Source organism: Shewanella sp. S23-S33 (assembly GCF_043359565.1).
GTDB classification, from domain to species: Bacteria; Pseudomonadota; Gammaproteobacteria; order Enterobacterales; family Shewanellaceae; genus Shewanella; species Shewanella oncorhynchi.
Genome location: NZ_JBHFFD010000061.1, coordinates 118,641 through 139,086, shown reverse-complemented (window position 1 = coordinate 139,086; position 20,446 = coordinate 118,641). Strand labels below are relative to the sequence as shown.

General features: G+C 45.2%; 11 protein-coding genes. 2 read left to right on the top strand and 9 right to left on the bottom strand.

Annotated features, from left to right (window positions below):
* Positions 1-175 precede the first annotated feature (175 nt).
* The 3 genes from ACHA99_RS16580 to ACHA99_RS16570 form a co-directional block, all read right to left on the bottom strand.
* Entirely contained in the window at positions 176-3,247 is a 3,072-nt protein-coding gene (locus tag ACHA99_RS16580) for an efflux RND transporter permease subunit (RefSeq protein ID WP_393943926.1), read from the bottom strand.
* Positions 3,247-4,461, bottom strand: a complete 1,215-nt coding sequence (locus tag ACHA99_RS16575; protein WP_393943924.1) for an efflux RND transporter periplasmic adaptor subunit — start codon at positions 4,459-4,461, stop codon at positions 3,247-3,249. Before ACHA99_RS16575 ends, ACHA99_RS16580 begins: the two co-directional genes overlap by 1 nt.
* A gap of 296 nt (positions 4,462-4,757) precedes the next feature.
* Positions 4,758-6,113, bottom strand: a complete 1,356-nt coding sequence (locus ACHA99_RS16570) for a protein kinase (RefSeq protein WP_393943922.1) — start codon at positions 6,111-6,113, stop codon at positions 4,758-4,760.
* Between the two features lie 210 nt (positions 6,114-6,323).
* Between ACHA99_RS16570 and ACHA99_RS16565 the strand changes: the two genes are divergently transcribed.
* Positions 6,324-7,757, top strand: a complete 1,434-nt coding sequence (locus tag ACHA99_RS16565; protein WP_393943920.1) for a LysM peptidoglycan-binding domain-containing protein — start codon at positions 6,324-6,326, stop codon at positions 7,755-7,757.
* Between the two features lie 176 nt (positions 7,758-7,933).
* On the opposite strand, the gene ACHA99_RS16560 is transcribed toward ACHA99_RS16565, so the two are convergent.
* Together ACHA99_RS16560 and ACHA99_RS16555 are read right to left on the bottom strand one after the other, a co-directional pair.
* Positions 7,934-9,055 (bottom strand): sterol desaturase family protein, encoded by a 1,122-nt coding sequence (locus ACHA99_RS16560; protein ID WP_173247017.1) that lies wholly within the window; start codon positions 9,053-9,055, stop codon positions 7,934-7,936.
* 231 nt (positions 9,056-9,286) lie between these two features.
* The gene (locus tag ACHA99_RS16555) at positions 9,287-10,657 is read right to left on the bottom strand and encodes a DUF4397 domain-containing protein (protein WP_393943917.1); all 1,371 of its coding nucleotides are present in this window, start codon (positions 10,655-10,657) and stop codon (positions 9,287-9,289) included.
* 375 nt (positions 10,658-11,032) lie between these two features.
* Here ACHA99_RS16555 and ACHA99_RS16550 point away from each other — a divergent pair, with 375 nt between their 5' ends.
* Complete coding sequence (locus ACHA99_RS16550) at positions 11,033-13,750, top strand: DEAD/DEAH box helicase (protein WP_393943915.1); 2,718 nt, start codon at positions 11,033-11,035, stop codon at positions 13,748-13,750.
* Positions 13,751-13,767: 17 nt separating this feature from the next.
* On the opposite strand, the gene yidZ is transcribed toward ACHA99_RS16550, so the two are convergent.
* From yidZ to ACHA99_RS16530, 4 genes are all read right to left on the bottom strand, one after another.
* Complete coding sequence (gene yidZ / locus ACHA99_RS16545) at positions 13,768-14,727, bottom strand: HTH-type transcriptional regulator YidZ (RefSeq protein WP_393943913.1); 960 nt, start codon at positions 14,725-14,727, stop codon at positions 13,768-13,770.
* Positions 14,702-15,892, bottom strand: coding sequence for an MFS transporter (locus tag ACHA99_RS16540; RefSeq protein ID WP_393943911.1), 1,191 nt, complete (start codon positions 15,890-15,892; stop codon positions 14,702-14,704). The genes yidZ and ACHA99_RS16540 overlap by 26 nt, the downstream gene beginning before the upstream one ends.
* Before the next feature lie 254 nt (positions 15,893-16,146).
* Complete coding sequence (locus tag ACHA99_RS16535) at positions 16,147-18,981, bottom strand: M16 family metallopeptidase (protein ID WP_393943909.1); 2,835 nt, start codon at positions 18,979-18,981, stop codon at positions 16,147-16,149.
* Positions 18,982-19,311: 330 nt separating this feature from the next.
* The gene (locus ACHA99_RS16530) at positions 19,312-19,896 is read right to left on the bottom strand and encodes a hypothetical protein (RefSeq protein WP_393943907.1); all 585 of its coding nucleotides are present in this window, start codon (positions 19,894-19,896) and stop codon (positions 19,312-19,314) included.
* Positions 19,897-20,446: the final 550 nt, after the last annotated feature.

Below are 20,446 nucleotides of genomic sequence, written 5' to 3'. Positions count from 1 at the left end.
GGCAAATCCACTCGCACTTAAACACTCGCTTAAATACAACAAAGATCATTAAGTTATCGACAAAAAATTAAGCCAACGCGTTTAGCCGTTGGCTTAAATCATAACGTATTTACAGGCAAGTTGAACCCATGCCTCTCAGTCTAGGCTCGATAAACCTCAGCGCATAAAACTCAACTTAAGCACTTCGCAGTCTAGCAAGCACATCCTTGGCCTTCAATTCAGCCATAGCGACATAGGCCACAGGCACTACAAATAACGAGAAGAAAGTGCCCGCTAACAGACCTCCGACTAAGACTAAACCTATGTTAGCTAACCCTAACGAGCCCGGGCCCGATGCCAAGGCTAAAGGAATCGCACTTAAAATCATGGTTAAAGACGTCATTAGAATCGGTCTTAAACGAGATTTGGCACTGCTTCGCGCCGCCTCAATCGCACTCAAACCTTGGTCTTGTTGCTTATTGGCAAACTCCACCAGCAAGATACCGTGTTTAGTCACTAGCCCCACTAAGGTTAATAAACCAATCTGCGAATAGATATTCACACTCTGGCCAAACAAGGCTAAGGTCAATAAGGCACCGACAATACACAAGGGCACAGTCAGTAAGATAATTAAGGGATCGACAAAACTTTCGAACTGCGCAGCCAAAATCAAATAGATAAACACCAATGCCAGCAAGAATAGCGACTGAGTGCCCGCCTGCGAATCCATAAGATCCTTCACCACGCCATTGTATTTAAAGCCTTGGGCATCATTAAGCAATGTCGGTAATTGTTCATCTAAGTAGGTTTTGATTTCATCAGTTGAATAGCCGGGCATAATATCTGCCGTCAATTCAGCGCTATCAAGACCCATAAACGTCTTAATGTTAGATTCTGCCGTGGTCTGTTTAATCGACACAAATTGCGACAATGGCAGTGCTTGCCCAGATTCAGAAGTGACATACAGCTTATTCAACACTTTAAAATCACTCAGTTTGTCTAAGTTTACTTGCACTTGAATAGGATAAGTAAAACCATCGGTAGCATGTAAGTCCGCCGCCTTCACTGAGCCAAGAAAGGTAGAAAGCGCATTAGTGACATCACCATAACTCACACCTGAAAGGATAATGGCGTTGCGATCGATAGACAGATCGTAGCGTAGTTGATCCCTCAGCACTGAGTTGCCCACGTTATTCAGGCCAGGATAATCCTCGAGTAATTTTTGCACTTTGGCGGCGGTTTCGCTGAGTTCGTCCTTATTCCGATCTAAGGTCGTCAGCTCTAAACGCAAGTTATTGGCAATATTAAGATTATTCGCTGAGCGAATGCTAAACGACATGTTATAGGCAGAAACGTTTTCCTTTGATGTTGTAATCAAGTCGCTGATCACATCATCTATACCCTCACTGCGCTCACCCCAAGGTTTGAGTAGTACATGGTTCACTGGCTCTCCCTCGATATAGGACAAGTTAGCCCCAACCGCGGGATGCTCATCCATCACGCTATTAAGCTCAGCATTGTGATTGAGATGATACTGCCGACCGACACCGGTAGGACCATTAGACGCCACATCAATAAAACCAGAGTCCTCCGCAGGCAAGAGTATTTTGGGTAATTGCCAGTAAGCAATACCCGCAAGACCCACCAAAACCACAGCCACACCAAACATCAAGCGCTTGCGGAAAAACCACTTATTCAGCTCATTGATATACAAATGATTTAACTGCTGCAGCGCATTCTCGACTCGGCTAAACCATTTAGGGTGTTGCTCAGTGGTATTGATAAGATAAGCGCTCATCATAGGCGACAAAGTTAACGCCACCACGCCAGAGATCATCACGGCCGCTGCTAAGGTAAAGGAGAATTGCCGAAACAGATCGGCGGTTAAGCCCGACATTAATCCGATCGGCAGATACACGGCGGCGAGCGTTAACGTCATGGCAATGATAGGGAAAATGATCTCCTGACAGCCTTTAATCGCCGCATTGAAAGGCGTTTCACCGTTTTCAATATGGCGATAGCAGTTCTCGACCACCACAATGGCATCATCCACCACCAGCCCAATGGCCAAAATAATCGCCAGAATAGTCAACACATTGATACTAAATCCGAGCGCCGACATCACAGCAAACACCCCAATCACGCACACGGGAATGGTAATAATGGGGATCGATGCCGCCCGCAGGCTACCCAAAAATAACACCACAATCAGCGAAACTAAGATCACCGCTTCAATCAACGCAGAAAACCCTTCGTCGATGGAGGCTTCAATAAAATCAGCTTGGTTGTAGGCCAAGTTCATTTCTAAGCCTTGGGGTAAATGTTTTTGCATGCGTGCAATTTCGGCTTTAATGTTCGAAGCCACTGTCACTGGGTTAGCGTTGCTCAGCGGTAAAATCTGCAATGACATTGCACTATGTCCACCGATAGACAACATACTCGGCGACAGACTTTCCTCGCCCATCACCACATCGGCGACATCGGACACGCGGATGATCTTACCCTCGCTGACCTTAATCACCAGATCCTTCACGTCTTCAAGCGTTTCAACTTGATTCAAAGGGTTAATCGAGAAATCCCGCGACTTACCTTTGATCGCACCCGAGGTAAAACTGGCATTGTAAGAGCCTAACGTGCCCACCACATCGGCAGCTTTAATATTCAACGCCTTCATTTGTTCAGGATTGAGCCAGACTCTGACCGCCTTTTGTGAGCCGCCATAGGGCCCCCAAACAGCACCAACGCCTTGAACTTGTTTGAGTTGCGGTACTAACTGCTGGCTAATATAGTCGTACATAGCCTGCTTTTCCATGCCACCCGCGTTCACAAAGGTGATGATATTACTGGCCGAATCTGTGGCCGAGGTATCGTCGGTGACTGTGGGCTTATCTATCATGCTCTGGGGGAAATCGTTAATCCCTTCGACGCTGCTACGCAACTTGTTCATTAAGTTGGTGTATTCAATATCGCTGGTGTCATCATTGAATTTAATCGTTAATGAGCAACGCCCCTCGCTACAGTCGGTCGACATAGTATCGACTTTATCTATGCCCGAAGCCGCAGCAATCAACTTATCGGCCACGTTGCTCGACATAAAATCGGCGCTCGCCCCTGCAATCGACGCATTTACAGATGCCGAGTGGGTGGTATGCTCAGGGAAGTATTGGATATCGAGTTTTTGAAAGGCAATCAAGCCCAGTAACACAGCCATAATACTGAGTACGGAGGCGAATATAGGATGACGAATACAGACTTCGGGTAAACGCATTATTCAGCCACCTCAATACTTGGAGTAGCGCCGGAATCAGCACCTTTGTCAGCGCTTGATGTTGCCGCTTTATCTGCAGTGTTTCTATCCTGCACGACTTTGATCTTGCTATCGGACTTGAGGTTTTGCATACCCGTTTTAACGACTAAATCGCCTTCGGCTAAACCTTCAGTCACGACGGCATAACCGTCATTTGTATTTTGAGCGAGTTTAACTACTTGTTTTACTACGCTATCGCCCTGCACTAGCCAGACAAAACGTTCATCGTTATTGGCAATAATCGAATTTTGCGGCACTAATAGACGTTTAATCCCTAGGCTATAGAACTGCTTGATGTTGGCGAACATGCCAGGAGCAAGCTTAAACTCAGGGTTTTCAAGGGCAGCATGCACTTCAACCCGTCCTGAGCTTTCATCTACCGCAGGGGCAACATAGTTAACTAACCCTTTGAATACCTTATTACCATAGGCCTCAACAGTCACATTCACCTTTTGGCCCTTTTGCGCCTTGCCTAAATCCTTCTGACTAATGGCGTAACGCACTTCGACCGGATTTAAACTATAGAGGGTGACTAAGGCCGTACCAGCACCAATTTGACTGCCGATAGACTGACTAAAGCTGGTCAACTGACCATCGAAGGGCGCCTTGATCAGGTAATCGTTCATGGTGGCTTGTTTCTGGCGAAAATCCGCATCGGCCAGATTCACATTTTCCCGTAGCTCATCCACATCTTGCTTAGCAAGCGCAAAGGGTTCTTTAATCAGTAAATCTTCGATACGCTCCAGCTTAGTTTTAGCCAGTGCTAAGGTGCTCTTGGCTTTGTCTAAATCGGCCTTGGCTTTAATGTTGTCCTGCTCGGCAATCACTTGACCTTTAGTCACTTTGTCGCCGTTACTAAAATGAATCGCGCTAATTTTTTCGCTAGCATTAAAGTTCAGCGTGGCTGAATCGATAGCGTTGATTTTACCGACTTCATTCACTACATCGGCAAAGGACGTTTCTTTAACGGCCTCGATCGTCACAGGGATGATGTCGACCTTGTCCGCCGACATCACGGCCATAGGGGCTAAAGCGAAAACACTCGCCAGTAGAAACGGCAAAGGCGCGAATAAGGGCGCCTTTGGGAGATGATGGGGATGGCTTTTTAATGAAATATCGCATGCACTGCGTGCTCGTTCAGTTACTCTTTGTGTAAACAGCGTTCGTGTAAACATAGTATGCAAACCTATCGTTCTTACTATTCAACGGACATCCTATCCGACAACAGCAAACCGGATTGAACCCAAAACTAATACCAAGTCCCCCCAAAGTGCCTGTTTAAGCAATTTGAGGTTATTTGGGTATACAGCCTATAGGCTTAATCCCAGTCAGTGCCAGTAAAAACTCGGTTACACAACCAAACAAAACAATAACTTAACGATAAACTTAATAGTGAGCACTTAAATCACACAAACAACCATAAAATACAGCAAACTTGAAACAAGTGTAGAGCCAGCCAGTTAGCAAGCCACTATTTACCTTTTAACAGGGCTCCGATGGCCTTTTTCACATCTGCAAAACAGGGGCGCTGAGCCACATCTAACTGCATGCACTCATCTTTAATCGCACTCAACTGTGTGTAGTACAGAGGGCCAATCGAGGCACTCACATAGGCCGATGCATCCACATAGGCCAACAGATCTTCAATCAAGCAACCGAGCGCCCGCACTTCAATAGCTTCTATCGCTAAGCGTTCTGCTGTCGATAGATTGCGTAAGTTTGATGCCGCACCAAAATCCCCAAACAATAAGCTCATCTGTTGATTAACCATAATATTATGGGCGTAGACATCACCATGGCTTACTTGTTTGGCATGCATGTGCGCCATCGCATCGGCTAACTGGTGTGTGATTTTGGCGACTTCATCAAGGCGAAATTCGCTACCGTCTTTAAAGGTATCGCGAGTGCAGGTGACAAGACTTGGTGGTAACCCTAAGTTACTAAACCCTGCCGGAATTAGTTCCATTACTAAACCCAATTGATCTTTCTGGCTAATGTGCGCCACGACCTTAATAAGGCTGGGATGATCACCCGTTGTGAGACAGCAATCTAACTCGTCAGCGGGATAACCATCGCTCGTCACTTCACCCTTAAAGAGTTTTACCGCAATCTGCACCGACCCCGTCGCGGCTATCATAGCTTGATTCAACCAATCGCCTCGATAAATGACCCCAGAAGCCCCTTCGCCAAGCTTCTCAGCCAACTTGATATCACCCAGAGTCACATTCGCCACTGTGGCCACATCGGCGTGGGGATCGACTAAGGTATGGCTGAATGGATTTCCCGCAAAGGCGAGCCAAGTCAGTTTAGGCAAACTGAGTAACCAAGCTGGCAGTGCGTGGAGTTGATTGGCCGATAAACGCACTAACTCTAAGTTGCGGCAATTAGCCATGGACTCGGGCAAGGCTGTTAAACGGTTACCCGCTAAGGCTAATTTTTGCAGACGATGTAAATCGCCCATGGCCGCAGGCAACGTCTCAATGAGGTTATCGGTTAGGATGAGCCAGCGGGTTTGCAGCGGTAATGCCGCAGCAGTCACTGTTTTGATTTGATTGGCCTTAAAGCCAATCATCTCTAAATTTGTGCAGCGCCCTAATGCCTCAGGCAAATGTTCAAAGCGATTATTCGAGGCGAAAATTATCTTTAAATGCGATAAGCGGTGTAAATCCTCGGGCAAAGTGCTCAGTTGATTATTCGATAAATCGAGGATTTCGAGGGTATCGGCTAAATCAAAAATCTCCCGCGGGAACTCGGTTAAATCCTCAACCAATTGTAAACGTGTGATCCCTTGTAACTGCCCTGCCCTTAACTGCGCTAACGTCTGCACTTTGCTACCCAAGTTAATGAAAAATCGCGGCTATGGTAGCGTATAAATCGACAAAGCTAAACGCAGGATCTGCAATCAAAGGGCGGCACAATCGGCCTTAAGACAACTTTGATACAATAGGTAAAACTTGGGGGAGCTATCCAGAAACTCGAAAACAGATTAGCATGTGCACCAATATGGAATGCCCAGTCAACTCATCACAGGACAATCATGCGGACACATTTTCGCCAAACGCACTCTTTTACAGTGCTTATGCTTGCCATGCTAATGGCCCTACTGAGCGGTTGCGCTACAACATCAGCAAGCCCATCAACCACTGAATTCAATGCCACAGCAAGTGATGTCAGTAATGATAACGACCACTCGCCACAACAGCATCAAACGCCACCCGCCGTGGTTGAGCAGTACAGCGATGTATGGGAAAAGATCCAACACGCCAATACCATTGACGTCCATGATGATGCCGAAGTACGTAAACAGCGTAACTTTTTCGATGATAAACAAAAATTTATGAATCAGGTTGGCGATCGCGCCGAGCCATTCTTGTATTACATAGTCAGCCAGCTCGAAGCGCGTAACATGCCATTAGAATTGGCGTTATTGCCCATAGTCGAAAGTGGCTATAACCCTTTAGCACAAGCTAACGGCCCCGCAGGACTGTGGCAAATGATCCCTGCTACTGGACGTAATTTTGGCTTAACGGTGAATTCTGCCTACGATGGCCGTAAAGATGCGCTGGCCTCAACCGATGCAGTGCTCGACTATCTACAGCACCTATACGACACCTTAGACAAAGACTGGATTAACGCCGTCGCCGCCTACAATACCGGTGAGCTAGTGATCAAAGCCGCCATTGATAAAAACAAAGCCAAGGGCAAACCTACGGACTTTTGGTCACTGGGTATCCCCGCTAAGCGAGTACAAACAGTCCCTAAGTGGCTGGCATTTATTCAGATTATTCGAAATCCCAACCACTACGGTTTAAAAGTCCCCCCTATTGCTAACCGCCCTTTCTTGGAAAGAGTGCCAGCACCTAATGGCGTAGATATTGGCCAGATTGCTAATGCAGCAGGGCTCAGCAAAGCAGAATTTAAAACCTATAACCCAGGCTTTCGCCAAGGTGTAATCCCCAGCAAAGGTAAATATCAAATCGCCTTACCACTGGAAAACATAGGTCATTATCAGGAAAATCAAGACAAGCTCTACGCTCAAAAACGCTATGACAGCCAAAGCTATATCGTCAAATCTGGCGACAGCCTAGGCACAATCGCAGCCAAGTTTGATATGTCAGTGAAAGCATTAAAACAGGCCAACAATCTGACATCTGACCGCCTAAAAATCGGCCAAGAGCTCACACTGTTAACGCCAATGGCGGGCAATGATAATGAGCCTGAACCCACTAAAACCAAGGCGAAGACAGATAAAAAAGTGAGCAATAAGTCGTCGACCAAAGCTAAAGCGACTACCTCAACATCGGCCGATAAACCTGCTGTAAAAGCGACCACTTACAAGGTGAAATCGGGTGATTCGCTGGGTAAAATCGCCCGTAAGAATAAGGTTAAACTGGCTGACTTAATGAAGTGGAACCAGCTCAATGGCAAAAGCATTATTAAGCCAGGCCAAGAACTGAAAATTTCCGAATGACGATTGTAGTTTGAACGACAAAAAGCCCAACAAAGCGCGGTTCCAAAGCGCTGTGTTGGGCTTGTTTCTATCCCAATATCAGAGTTAACCGCCACAGCTCAGCGTTACTACTCAGTTGACCTAATCAATACTCCCAGACAATCATTCCAAAACAAACCACTCCAATTGCAGCGCCATTATTTTGTGTCTTTCTTCGCTAAACCAAGGGGATACAATTGCTGCTTAAACATGCCAACAGGCATGTAATCGCCCACGACACCATATTGCTCTGGCCACTCTTTCTGACCTCGAACTGCAGTCCCAAATAGGTAATCTAAAAAAGAAAAATGAGCAGCATAGTTACGGTCGATTGCCGCCTTATCAGAAGCATGGTGCCAATGGTGGAATTGCGGACTGACAATTAAGTAACGTAGCCAGCCAAAGTTAACCTGCACATTGGCATGATTAAAGACCGCCTGCACGCCAACGATAATCACATAAATACTGATGATGTCTTTGGAGAATCCCAAGATAAAAATCGGCGTGAGCACTAAACAACGGGTAGCAATCAACTCAAACATATGTTGCCTTGAACCAGCCAACCAATCTAAATGTTTCGCGCTATGGTGCACCGAATGGAAGCGCCACAGGAAAGGAATTTCATGGTAGGCACGGTGCGCCGCATATTGCATTAAATCGGCGACCAATAAAATCAACAACAGTTGCAACACAAAGGGAAGACCCGCGATAAAGCTTTGCACTGTGCTGGAAATAGCCCAAGAAAAGGTCGACTGCACAAATTGGTTTGCCACCAATAATACAAATCCAATCGCTAAGTGATTCACCAAAAAATGGTTTAAATCCCCTTGCCACTCGGGTCTCAATATTGCTTGTTCTGGTTTATGGGGTAGCCATTTCTCGATAAAAATGAAAATTAAGGTTGAGCCTAATAAGTCTAAAATAAACCAATCTAAACCCAGTGAGACCTTATGATTAGCAAAAGGCTCGACTTCAACTTGATGACCACCAAAGGCAATCGCTAAACTCACAAATACCCAAGCCACAAAGCCGAAACGCTTATTTTTATTTCGAATAAAATTCAATAAACCTAAACTGCCCGATACCACTAAGGCGACAAATATTAAGCTGCGAATAACATCGACATTATAGCTTTGGCGTAATTCTGGAGTGGTGAGATATTCGGGAAAATGAAACGCCAATACACCCAGAAACGATAATATCGCTAACATACACGCTATAGTGCCGCTAATACTGCCTTCACCAATTTGGAAATGGCCGTCTTTAAATCCTTTACTCATCACAGTGAACTCCTTTTCCTATATTGCTCGCGTTACTCACATCACAGCAATGCTCGGCTTAATTTTTGCCGATCAGCCTACATTAACCCCGCAGCCACAATCAATAAAAAGTGAATGCTAAGACAATAATGCTCAATCTACTAAGCCCACTAAAACGAGCACAAAAAAACAGCAAAAAAAGCGCTACCTAAGTAGCGCTGTTTTATTAGAGCCGTTCACTCACCATAGCGGTTAGATCTTAATCAAGTTATAACCAAAGCTAGTAGAAGGATCTTTATTCAGCACCATAGTCACATTGTCTTCATTGCTGAAATCCATTAAATCGGATGCATAGACAACGGTTTTAGTACCGTTTTCCACAGCGATAACCTTAATAGAATATTCTCCAGCTGGCACAGTCAATGACTGAGGGCTCGCAGGATTGACCGCGGTGATCTTATTTACAGCCGTTTCAATCGTGTCATTTGCCTTTAAGAAATACACGGTTAGATTGCTTTTATCGGCAAAACTCACAATGTCGAACTTAAAGCTGTAGGGACTTGGAGTCTGAGTTTGCTTCATCTCCATCGCCTTCACTTGGCTGCCCTGCTCGGTCGTTTGCTCATAGATGAAAATGGTTTTAATCTCATCTTGGTTCAGGGTGATAAGCACATTATCGAGCAATTTATTTTGCGTACCGTGGTCGAACACACTCACACCAAAATCATTAAACTCAGCACCTTGATAACTAGTCACCCCAAAAGATGGCACTTCGCTAAACAGAGTATCTTGCTTACTGCTGGCCACTTTCACATCGATAATGTGCGAACCTAAACCGTTAAAGACGCGATAATCGACACTCGCTTCTAATGCTACATGATTGCGAACATTGGTGGTTGAATCGACACTGTCCAAGGTAATTTTTGAATCCGAAGCACCAAAACCTTCGCGGATAATCAGCTTATAAGGCACCTTAGAACTGAATTTAATGTTTGCAGTTGTATAAGAAACATTGGTTGTTCCCGCTGGTGCGAGGTAAACCTTATATTCACCCGTATCCATCACTTGTGGCTGCGACACTTCACCGTAGGCCACACTGCCTAACATCACGGCATCGGCAAAGGTTTGGGTCGACTTAGAAACATAAGCGTCAAAGGCTTGGGCATGTACAGCAGTATTGGCAATCAAGAGCTGCATTTTACTGTTTTCAGCCACTTCGTTGAGCTTATCGAGTTCAGTGCGAGAATAGTTGATATTAAGTAATTTAGGTTCGGTAAAATCACCATGTAATACAAAGAAATGGTCCGTTGCAACTTTCAAATCGATATTTTCTTTATAAATAGAGATATCTTTATCAGAGGCATCCTTAGCCATCACTTCAATCGCAGTTACGCCAGCCGTCGACGTAAATCGCGGCATAGTGTCCCCATAGATCACACTTTCATAGGTTTTATCGGCAACTTTGAGTGCAGTAGCAGTGCTTCCAGCTGAAGCATTATAGAATTGCACATAGGTGGCATTTTGATCTGTGCCCTCTTCATTATTATCATCTGAGCCACATGCCGTTACCGCTAAACAGGCAACAGCCACCGCAGCGAATCCCTTTAGCTTACTTTTTATCATTGTTTCCCTCATTAGCAGACAAAAATTCAGTTCAATCTACGCAGTTATACAATGACAACAATGGCAATTTCCACTAAAAACAAAAACAAATATTTTACAAACCCAAACACTTAACAAACATTTCAATAACACACAAAAAAGTGATACAAACCACACTTTTCAGGCCCTTAATTGATACAAATGCGGTTGCTGATACTTTTGCTCGCTTCTCAAAAACGCTTCTGCTCCAGTGGAAAATGACTGTTCTATCGAACACCTCTCTTTTAGGCTTAAAGCGACTATGGATAAACTATCCTCAAACGGTACAAACCTTGTTCGACTAATGCGATTAGGTTACTCTCGCATCGCCAATTAAGCCTTTGGGATGGATAGGATTTGCAAGGGATTCTCAACTACTACAAACAATGTTTTCAACACGATAGTGCCGAAATCAATCTCTGGTCTAGCCACAAGCTTGCCGAGCAAGATCAGCTATTACTCCAACATGAAGACGAGTTAAGCAGTGGCTTCCTACCCCGCTTGCCTGTGCCATTTGCTCCCGCCAGTGCATTACTAGCACGTAGCGCTTTGTATTTACGTGAAAAGGTATTATTGCACTGCTGTCTGTTTTTCTGCGGCACAGTCGACCTTAATGGCGAAAAACGTAAAGTCGTGACACCACTCCTTTATCGCGAATGCCAATTACAGGCTGACGGCGATAATCTCTACCTAGAGAGCAATAACACTCTAGCTGGCAGCGGACCATTCACTATCAATGAAGCTCTATTAGAAAAATTAGTCGTTGAAGGACATAGCCTAAGCCAAGATTTACGCGATAATCCAACGGATGTCAGTGGCTGGATATCTTGGCTGCGGGCGGGCCAAGCCGATGTTGATACCAGTCACTTATTGCATTTTCCCAAGCTGATCGATGAGGCTGAATTCACGAGCTTATGCCGTAAACGTGGGCAGTTTCTTGTCAGTCGAAGCCAAATCATTTTGGCAGAACGTTCGATCGCAAGTCGGGGCATTTTGCACGAACTCGACAAACTAATGACAGCGCCTGAACCATCAGCACCACTTAAAGCGCTATTCGCAGAAACACAACAAACAACATCAATCAGCGCCAGTGTATACACGCAAGAGGCTTATCTTCCTGGGCTGTTAAGCCGCGCGCAAATTCAGGCCTTAAAGATTGCGGCCAATCATACTTTGGGGCAGATCTCAGGCCCACCAGGAACAGGTAAGAGTTACACCATAGCCACAGTGGCGGCGGAGCAGGTATTAAGGGGCAAATCTGTCCTCATCGTCGCCCACACCGATGTAGCTGTTGATGTGATTGCCGATAAATTGCAACAACAATTCCAGCTAGGGAGCAGCCTTATTCGAGCAGGCTCGCCGCAGTTTATAAAAGTCCTTAAAAACCAGATTGATGAAATGCTCCATGGTCAGCACCCTGCATCTGATGAAGCCGTCTCGGATAGGTTGCTACTCAATGCAAAACAACAACTTAATACTGTGACTCGCGAGCAAGTCAAAATGGAAGCGGGCTTTATACGTCATTGCCGCCACGCCATACGTCGCGGCCAAAAACTGGCGACCTTACAACAAGGACAATCCCGTTGGCGCTTAGGATTTTACAATTGGGCTTACCGTGCAGGTATCGAAAGGTTTGCCCAGCAATGGAATGAACTCGATAAATTAACGACACTGATAGCGCAAAAAGAAAGCTTAAGCCTCAAATACTTACAATTGGCCACTCACTATCGATTAAACCAATTACTCAAAAATAAGCGCAGTACGCTGGTGAGTTTTGCCAGTGCGTTACGCGCCCGGCAATCCGCTAAGCAACTCGACGGCTTCTACAAGACGGATTTTGATGCCTTAAAACAAACCTTTCCCATTTGGTTATCTAGCCTTGCCAGCTTACATAAAGTGCTGCCCATGGAGCAGCAAATGTTTGATTTAGTGATTATTGATGAAGCCACCCAAGCCAATATTGCCGCATGTTTACCGGCCTTGCAGCGGGCAAAAGCGGCACTGGTGGTGGGCGACAGTAAACAGCTGCGCCATTTCTCGTTTTTATCCCGCGCAAAACAAACCCAAATCCAGACTCAACTCGGACTCGCCCCGGATTGTCGCGGCCTAATGAGCTACCGTGATGCCAGTATGCTCGACTTAGCGTCACAATCCCTCGCAAGCCAATCCCAAGTGGTATTTTTAAATGAGCATTTTCGGAGTAAACCTGAGCTGATCCAATTTAGTAATCAGCAGTTTTATCAAGGCATGCTGAAGATTATGCAGCACAGACCCTGCACGAGTTCAGGGCACTTACACAGAGTCCAGGTTACTGGCAGCCGTGATAGCAAGGGCATTAACGCCATAGAAGCGGAGGCATTAATTCAAAAGTTAGCTCAACTGATTGATGAACAAGAGAATGCATTAGTTCCCGCCAGCATTGGTGTGCTTTCCTGTTTTCGTAATCAGACGGAGTATTTATCCCAGCAGATCCTCGCACGCTTTAGCACGCAGCAAATAGAACGCCATCAATTACGGATTGCCACGCCCTTTGGTTTTCAAGGGGAAGAGCGCGATATTATGCTGCTGTCGTTTAGCATTACGGCCAACGACAGCCGCGCCGCCGTGTACTTAAATCGCGAAGATATGTTTAATGTCGCCATCACCCGCGCTAAACAGATGCAGTGGCTATTTTTATCGGTACAAGCACATGAGCTCCCCAACAATAATTTACTGGCAACTTACTTAGCATCGGCGGGCCAATTTCAAGCGGCGCACAATTATGTCGATGCCCTCGATACCTTCGGCCAGTCTGTGGCACTCGCGATTGAAGAAAAAGGCATAACAGTCTGGCGCGCCTACCATATGGCAGGGCTAGAACTGGATATTTTATGTCGCTATGGTAACCAATATTTAGCAATAGATTTAATCGGTTACCCAGGACCTTGGGCGGACTTTTTCGATATTGAACTGTATAAACTGTTACAGCGCGCGGGCATTAAACTGATCCCCGTCAGCTACGGGCTATGGTGCCAACAGCGAGAACTTTGTATCCAACATATTTGCCAGCAATTGGGTATTACCCAAACAAGTTAATGCAGTAAATAACAGCCTTAATCATGCTGTTGATAAATCGCTTTTATCTTGCTTCGCAACCAAGTGATTTTGGGGTTGTGGCTGTTTCTCTTATGCCAAATCAAGGTAAAAGGGATCGCGAGTTTATCAAGATATTCGCCACTTATTGGGATGGGGCGACTGACTAAGTCAGGGTGTAATTGGCGGGCATATTGTTCGCAATATTGTGGCGCAATTGCCATCATGCTGTGGTGAGGCTCTGCCGCGACAAACAGTGACTGCTCAAAACTGGCCAAGGTCAGCACAATATTACGACTCAGACCAAGCTCAATAAGCACATCATCTAAGGCCCAAGTTTCGCTCTTTTCCCACAAAATATTGATATGCGAATATTTAAGAAAGGTGTCTATATTCCACTCTTCCTGCAAGGCGGGATGATCGCGGCGCAAATACACCTGAGGAAGATCGGTAAATAAAACCTCAAAATCGATAAAATAGGGTAATAAATCAAGGGATTCCTTGGAACGTGGATGACTTTCTCGGCCGGTAAAACCCATATCAGCTTCACCACGCACAATCGCTTCGAGTGAATCGTAATCCCAATTTCGTACCTTCACCTTTGCATCAGGGTATTGAGTATAAATGGCCTGAGTCAGCTCATTAAGCATGATAAGCAACAAAGGCGACTCAAGCATCAACTCGAAGGTGAGCCCTTTGGTCATCTCGTCACCGCGCTTAGCCATCAGTTGCTTACCCATTTGCAACCATTCCGATAACTCCTGCTCCATACTGTGAGCCAATGGCGTTAACTGAAATCCCTGCGGCGTTTTGACAAATAAGGGATCGTCAAACCAATCCCGTAATTTGGCCAGCGACTTACTCACAGTGGATGGCGTGACATTGAGCTTTTTGGCAGTCTTAGAGACACTCCGCTCCTGTAATAAAAGCTGCAAAATAAACAATAAGTTAAGATCAAGCCGACTCAGGGATTTGGTCATTAAGTACAATTTCCGGCAATTTAGGAACCGCTAAGATCAGTGTAATGCTCACCAGCGCACCGACAGCGAGGATCACTAATAATATATTAATCGCACTCACTTCGAGCAGACCCATCACCCAAATATATAAAGCTGAAGTACACACTTGGGCAATTCCCAGTAATGAGCTGGCAACTCCAGCCCGAGTAACAAATGGGCTGAGCGCCTGACTCATGGTGACCCCAAATCCAATCGAAAAACCGGAACAAACAAAAGCAAAACCTAACAGGTTGAATGACTGACTAACCCCGCCCAATTGAGTCAAGATAAACACCAATGCCGCTGCGGCAAATAATATCTGAGAGAACAAGATTAACGATTTTTCTTTAAACAGGTTAAGCAAAAAGGGCGTCGAAAATGAGGCTAACATACTCACCAATGCCATCATTGCCATGGTATTGGAATATTGCCCACGGTCAAACCCCATCTGCCCCATGATCAACATGGGAGAGACATTTACATAGCTTAAAATCGTGGTCACACCTAAAGTCGTTATCACCACACGACTGAGAAAAAACCGCTGTTTAAAGGATTCTTTATACCCACCCAGCTCAACTGTGGTGTGAAATTGCGGTTTAGGATAGGTTTCGTGCAATACAAAAATACACAGGGTTAATACCATTAATCCCATCCCCGCCATAGTGTTAAATAGGCTAGGCCATGGGAATTTAAGCATAATTAAATGGCCTATCACAGGCGCTATCACAGGGATAATGCAAGTCACGCCATTGACCATAGAGAGCACTTTTGCTCGGCGCTTATCGTCTAATACATCACGCAAAATCGCAAAAGCCACAACATAGCAAGAACCCGCACCAATGCCTTGTGCAAAGCGTGCCATTAAAAAGAGATCACTGGTTTGCGCACTACCGGCAAAGTAAGAGGCAATAGCAAACAAAAATGCGCCAAACAAGGTAATGGGTTTACGCCCAATCCTATCGGCTAAGCTCCCCGCAAACAGCATAGTGGTTGCCATTCCCGCAAGATACACAGAAAAAGCAATATGTAGCTGCGCCTCACTCGCCCCTAAATCCTGCGCAATTTGCGGCAAACCGACCAAGTACATATCTATCCCTGTCGGGTACAAAAACACTAGACAAAAACTGCACAATAGATATCGAAACATATACCTCACCCCGTTAGCCATCTCACACATAAGTTGCGCCTAGACTAGTTTCACTCGCGCAGATCTGTGAGTGGCATTTTCGACAACAGGTATTTCCATTGACGACCTATGGGTGGGCATAACACCACGAACGTGAAAGAAAAGTTGGTAAAAGAAGATAGAGGAAGAAAGAGGTAGAAAAATATCCCCTGTGGTTTGCGACCACAGGGGATATGTCGGTGAATGATCAGTCTACTATTCTATGAGCCCAATACTCATTGCTGAGGTTCTGGCGGTGCAGGAAGGACTTGGATCATTAAACTGCTATCGTCTTGCAGATATTGCTGCGCCAATTTATTAAGTTCTGCAACTGTCATCTGCTGCGCTAACGCTTGCCTTTGTTTAAAGGCAGCAAAACGACCAGGATGACTCTGGGCAGTTGAGGTGAGATCTAACCAAAAACCATTGGTTTGCGGCGCAGCTTGCATCCACTCAAGCACTGGTTGGCGGGCTCGATTAAGCAAATCCTCACTGATCCCCGAAGGCGCTTTAACTTGCTTAACTGCGGCGGTGAAATACTCGGCAACCGTTGGCAACATGGCTTGAGTCGTCACGCTAAACAAACCTAAGTAACCATAACCGCTGGCATTGAAATCGTTGTAAGAAAAGGCCGATGGCGAATAACTCGCGCCCGCCTTCTCCCTCACGTTTTCCGTTAATAGAATGCTTAGCACTTGCTCCAGCAGACCCAATCCCGCGTGTTGACTCAAGTGAGTCATGTCCGTTGTAGGCCACACCATGGCAAGTGCCGCCATATCAAGTTGACCATAATGCGTTAATGTTTTCTGAACGGGCACTTTCGGAAACACAGGTACTATCGACTGAGCATTAGCAATAGGGCTACGCTTAATGGCGCCAAGCGTTTCAGCCACAGCAGCAATGGCACTCGCTTCATCAAAATCGCCCACAATAGCGAGTTCAATCGCCCCTTGCTCGACGGCCGAATGGAAACTCGGCGCTAATTCTCCAAAGTGACGTTTGAGAATTTCTTCAGGCTCACCATAACCATAGCGTTTATCACCATTATGGGAGATACGGGCAAACTGATTAGAAAACTCAGATTGTGGGTTGCTATGAATACTTTGTTGCTCGGCAATCACTTGTTCACGAAACAATTGCTCAGCCTGCTTATCCATACCTGGCTCAATTAAATAAGCCGTCATTAAGCCAAGCTGCGTGCGAAGCTCTGCGGCATTAGTGCTAATCTCGCCGCCAAAACTTTGCTCACGCAGGCCTAAGTTGATGGAAATATCTTGTCCCGCAAAAATATCCTGCAGACTGTCATAATCATGGGCCTTGAGCCCACCCTGCACAAACGCACTGTTAAACAGATAAGACAAACCATCCAACTCAGGGAATGGCACTTCACCAAAGCCAATGTTTAGGCTGACCAATGTGGTGCCTTTGTTAAAGTTGGTAGGCTTAAGATTAAGGCGCACGCCATTGGCAAATTGCAGTTGGCGAATCCCCGTTTCCTTATCGCGACTATCGGCCACTAACTTGCCTTGCTCGCCAAACTGAGTATAAGCAAACTCATCAATCGCCTTGATTGATGGTGCGCTCACCGCTTGTTTACGGCTTTTCTCGTAGCTGGCGATAAGCTGTTTTTCAGCATTTTCAATGGGCTTATTGCTCGTCAGATACAAATACGGCGTAGCGTTCCATGTTTGATTAAACACTTGGCTTAGCTTTTGCGGTGTCACTGTTGGCATTATTTTTTCAAAAAATGCGAGCTGCCAATCGGGTTCGACAGGGACGCGATTGCCCGCCACCGAATACACTAGACTCTCGGCAATATTCACACTGTGAATGGTACTGCTACCCGCGACACTTAGCTGATATCCCTTATGCATACGTTTGATTTGCTGGTCAATTTCCTGCCGGCTAAAACCAAACTCTTTTGCTTGACGCAGGGTTTTCTCCAAGAGTGCGATTCCCTCTTGCCAGTTATTTTCCTGCGTACCTAGGCTCATTTGTGTGCCATAGGCAATATCAAACTGCGGCCCAACCTGCAGGTTTACACCATATAAACCTTGGCTATGCAGTAATTGCGACTCCATACGGCGATACAAGATGCCGTGGGCAAGCTCGAGCAACATTTCCTGCTCCCGCACAGCAGGGCTATCGGTAATCGCTGAGATGGGTTTTAGCATGCCAAGGGAAACTGACGTTGACAGACTTGGATCAAAAAATGCCGCCGCATCGACACTTTGGCGCTCTGCGACAGTACCAATAGCTTGTTCCTTGGTTTTAGCGGCCAAAGGCGCGGCCTTCCAACTGGCAAACTGTTGTTTTATCTTTTGTTCTACCGCGGCGACCTCGATATCACCCACCACAATTAAAGTGGTGCGTGAGGGCGTATAAAAACGCTGATATAAAGACAGCAACACCTCGCGATTGGCATTACTGATACTGTTCGCCTCCCCCACAGGGAAGCGCTTTGACAGCAATGTGTTTGGCATTAAAAACTGTAATTGGTTACGGTAATTCTCAAGATCCGCACCGCTACGTTCACGCAGCTCAGACAACACTACCGCTTTTTCACGTTCAATTAGCGCTGGATCGAGTAATAGATTACTGCCAATTTCTCGCATTAAAAACAAAGCAGTATCGATTTTATCTTGGCTATTACTTGGCAAGTTGAATTGATATACCGTCTGCTGAAACTCAGTCACAGCATTGGTATCGGCGCCAAAACTCAGGCCAAGGCGCTGCAATGTCGGCATCATCTCCCCCGCAGCCAATCCGGTCGATCCATTAAAGGCCATATGCTCAAGAAAGTGCACTAATCCTTGCTCGGTATCAGACTCGACCAAAGAGCCTACATCCACCCGCATCCGCACTATGACCGCTTGCTCCGGCGTCTTATTGCTCACCAATAAATAACGCATACCATTGGCAAGTTCACCGGTATGGATCCGCTCACTCATAGGCAAGCCTGTCGTTCCCATCCACAGCGGATCTTCGCTCGCCTGCAGTGGCAACGCCATACTCAAAAGCGCCAGCAGTAACCACTGACGCACAAAACTAATTACCTTGAAATTGTTCATTAAAATTCGCACTTTTCCCCCAAAATCAAACAAGAAACCTAGGAAGCGCTCACCTATGTTTCAGATAAAATAAGCTTTCACTATAGTACCTAAAGCACTTTAAGTCACAAAATCAATACCTTATGCCGTACTAAAAATAGTTTATCGCCTTGATATATAGTCAGAATATGCCGAAAAATAAGCGCGAGGGAGGATAGGGCAAAGGATAGTATTCAGTAAGCTAACAAAATCAGCTTATACCAACCGTATTAGTTCCCAGATGTTGGCAGTGACTTTAAAAAAGCAGAATATAAGTGATTAGAAATATATCCTGCTATCATATTCAGAAATTTAAACTAACAAGGTGAGAGCATAAATAATCATCGCCCAATAGAAACAAAACAGAAAAATCCATATCCAATTTAACCAAGTTAAGCGCGAATTATCAGAATATTCCACAGATTCAAGCGCAAAATTAACTGCTTTTTGAGCTTGATACAGCGGATATAAAACAGCTAATGGAACAAATATTGATGCCACAACTAATGATATTGGCAACGTATCAATTTGATTAAGAATTCCGCCAACGACTAACAATACAACATAAAATGTCGCCATAGCTGAGCTATTCCAGCGATACTCTCGATTATCTTCTTTAATATATTCACTAATATAAACAAATAGAGAATGTGTATAAAAGATAGAAAAAAAGCTACGCGCTATTGGCCATGCATCTAAGTCATAGTAATTTTTTAAAGCCTGCCACTGTTTATAAAACCAATAAACTTGGTAGAGACCAAAGGTCGCAATAAACATAATAATTAACTTGGTCAGTGATACATGAAACAGCGGTACTCCATGGGTTTTAACCTCTTCCGTTGTTAACCTAGCATCACTTTCTAGCGAACTGTTTTCCTGACTAATCACTTCTTCCATGGGGGGAAATTCCTTTATTTTTCTCAATTATCTCAATGTTAAATAGCTCTATTGCTTTCAATTACATCATCTAAAACTGATGCGAGTAACATTCTAATCCACAATGTAAAATTTGTTAACATAATTTAGGTGGTACTTGGCGTTATGAGTAACTAAAATACTGCTCAGAACAACGACAGCCTAGTTGCTGCTAAACGAGATAGACGCCTGCAGAATGAGAGTGAAGAGTGTTAATTAGATAGCGTGTCACTCCGACAGAACGTCTGTATCACTTTCGTAGAAAAAGAAATATTATCGAAAGCATTAACTATTTTTGAATACACGTGAAATCAGCGCGATAAACATAAGTCATGCATGTCATTTCGATAAGGCGAATAGTTTGTTGCAACACATACACTCGGAATATTTGAATACCCTATATGGAAGTCGTTCTGTTTAGTGAATAGAAGAATCGGCAGTCCGCCTTGGTCGCCTCTTGATTGAAGCTCTGAATTGAACCCTCACTATTTTTAGCTTTCAAAATCACAACCAAGTTGAGGTATCTCTACTC

Coding starts and splice junctions, on each gene's coding strand:
- ACHA99_RS16580 (WP_393943926.1), bottom strand. CDS start 3,247: ATGCGTTTACCCGAAGTCTGTATTCGTCATCCTATATTCGCCTCCGTA.
- ACHA99_RS16575 (WP_393943924.1), bottom strand. CDS start 4,461: ATGTTTACACGAACGCTGTTTACACAAAGAGTAACTGAACGAGCACGC.
- ACHA99_RS16565 (WP_393943920.1), top strand. CDS start 6,324: ATGCGGACACATTTTCGCCAAACGCACTCTTTTACAGTGCTTATGCTT.
- ACHA99_RS16560 (WP_173247017.1), bottom strand. CDS start 9,055: ATGAGTAAAGGATTTAAAGACGGCCATTTCCAAATTGGTGAAGGCAGT.
- ACHA99_RS16555 (WP_393943917.1), bottom strand. CDS start 10,657: ATGATAAAAAGTAAGCTAAAGGGATTCGCTGCGGTGGCTGTTGCCTGT.
- yidZ (WP_393943913.1), bottom strand. CDS start 14,727: ATGACCAAATCCCTGAGTCGGCTTGATCTTAACTTATTGTTTATTTTG.
- ACHA99_RS16540 (WP_393943911.1), bottom strand. CDS start 15,892: ATGTTTCGATATCTATTGTGCAGTTTTTGTCTAGTGTTTTTGTACCCG.
- ACHA99_RS16535 (WP_393943909.1), bottom strand. CDS start 18,981: ATGAACAATTTCAAGGTAATTAGTTTTGTGCGTCAGTGGTTACTGCTG.
- ACHA99_RS16530 (WP_393943907.1), bottom strand. CDS start 19,896: ATGGAAGAAGTGATTAGTCAGGAAAACAGTTCGCTAGAAAGTGATGCT.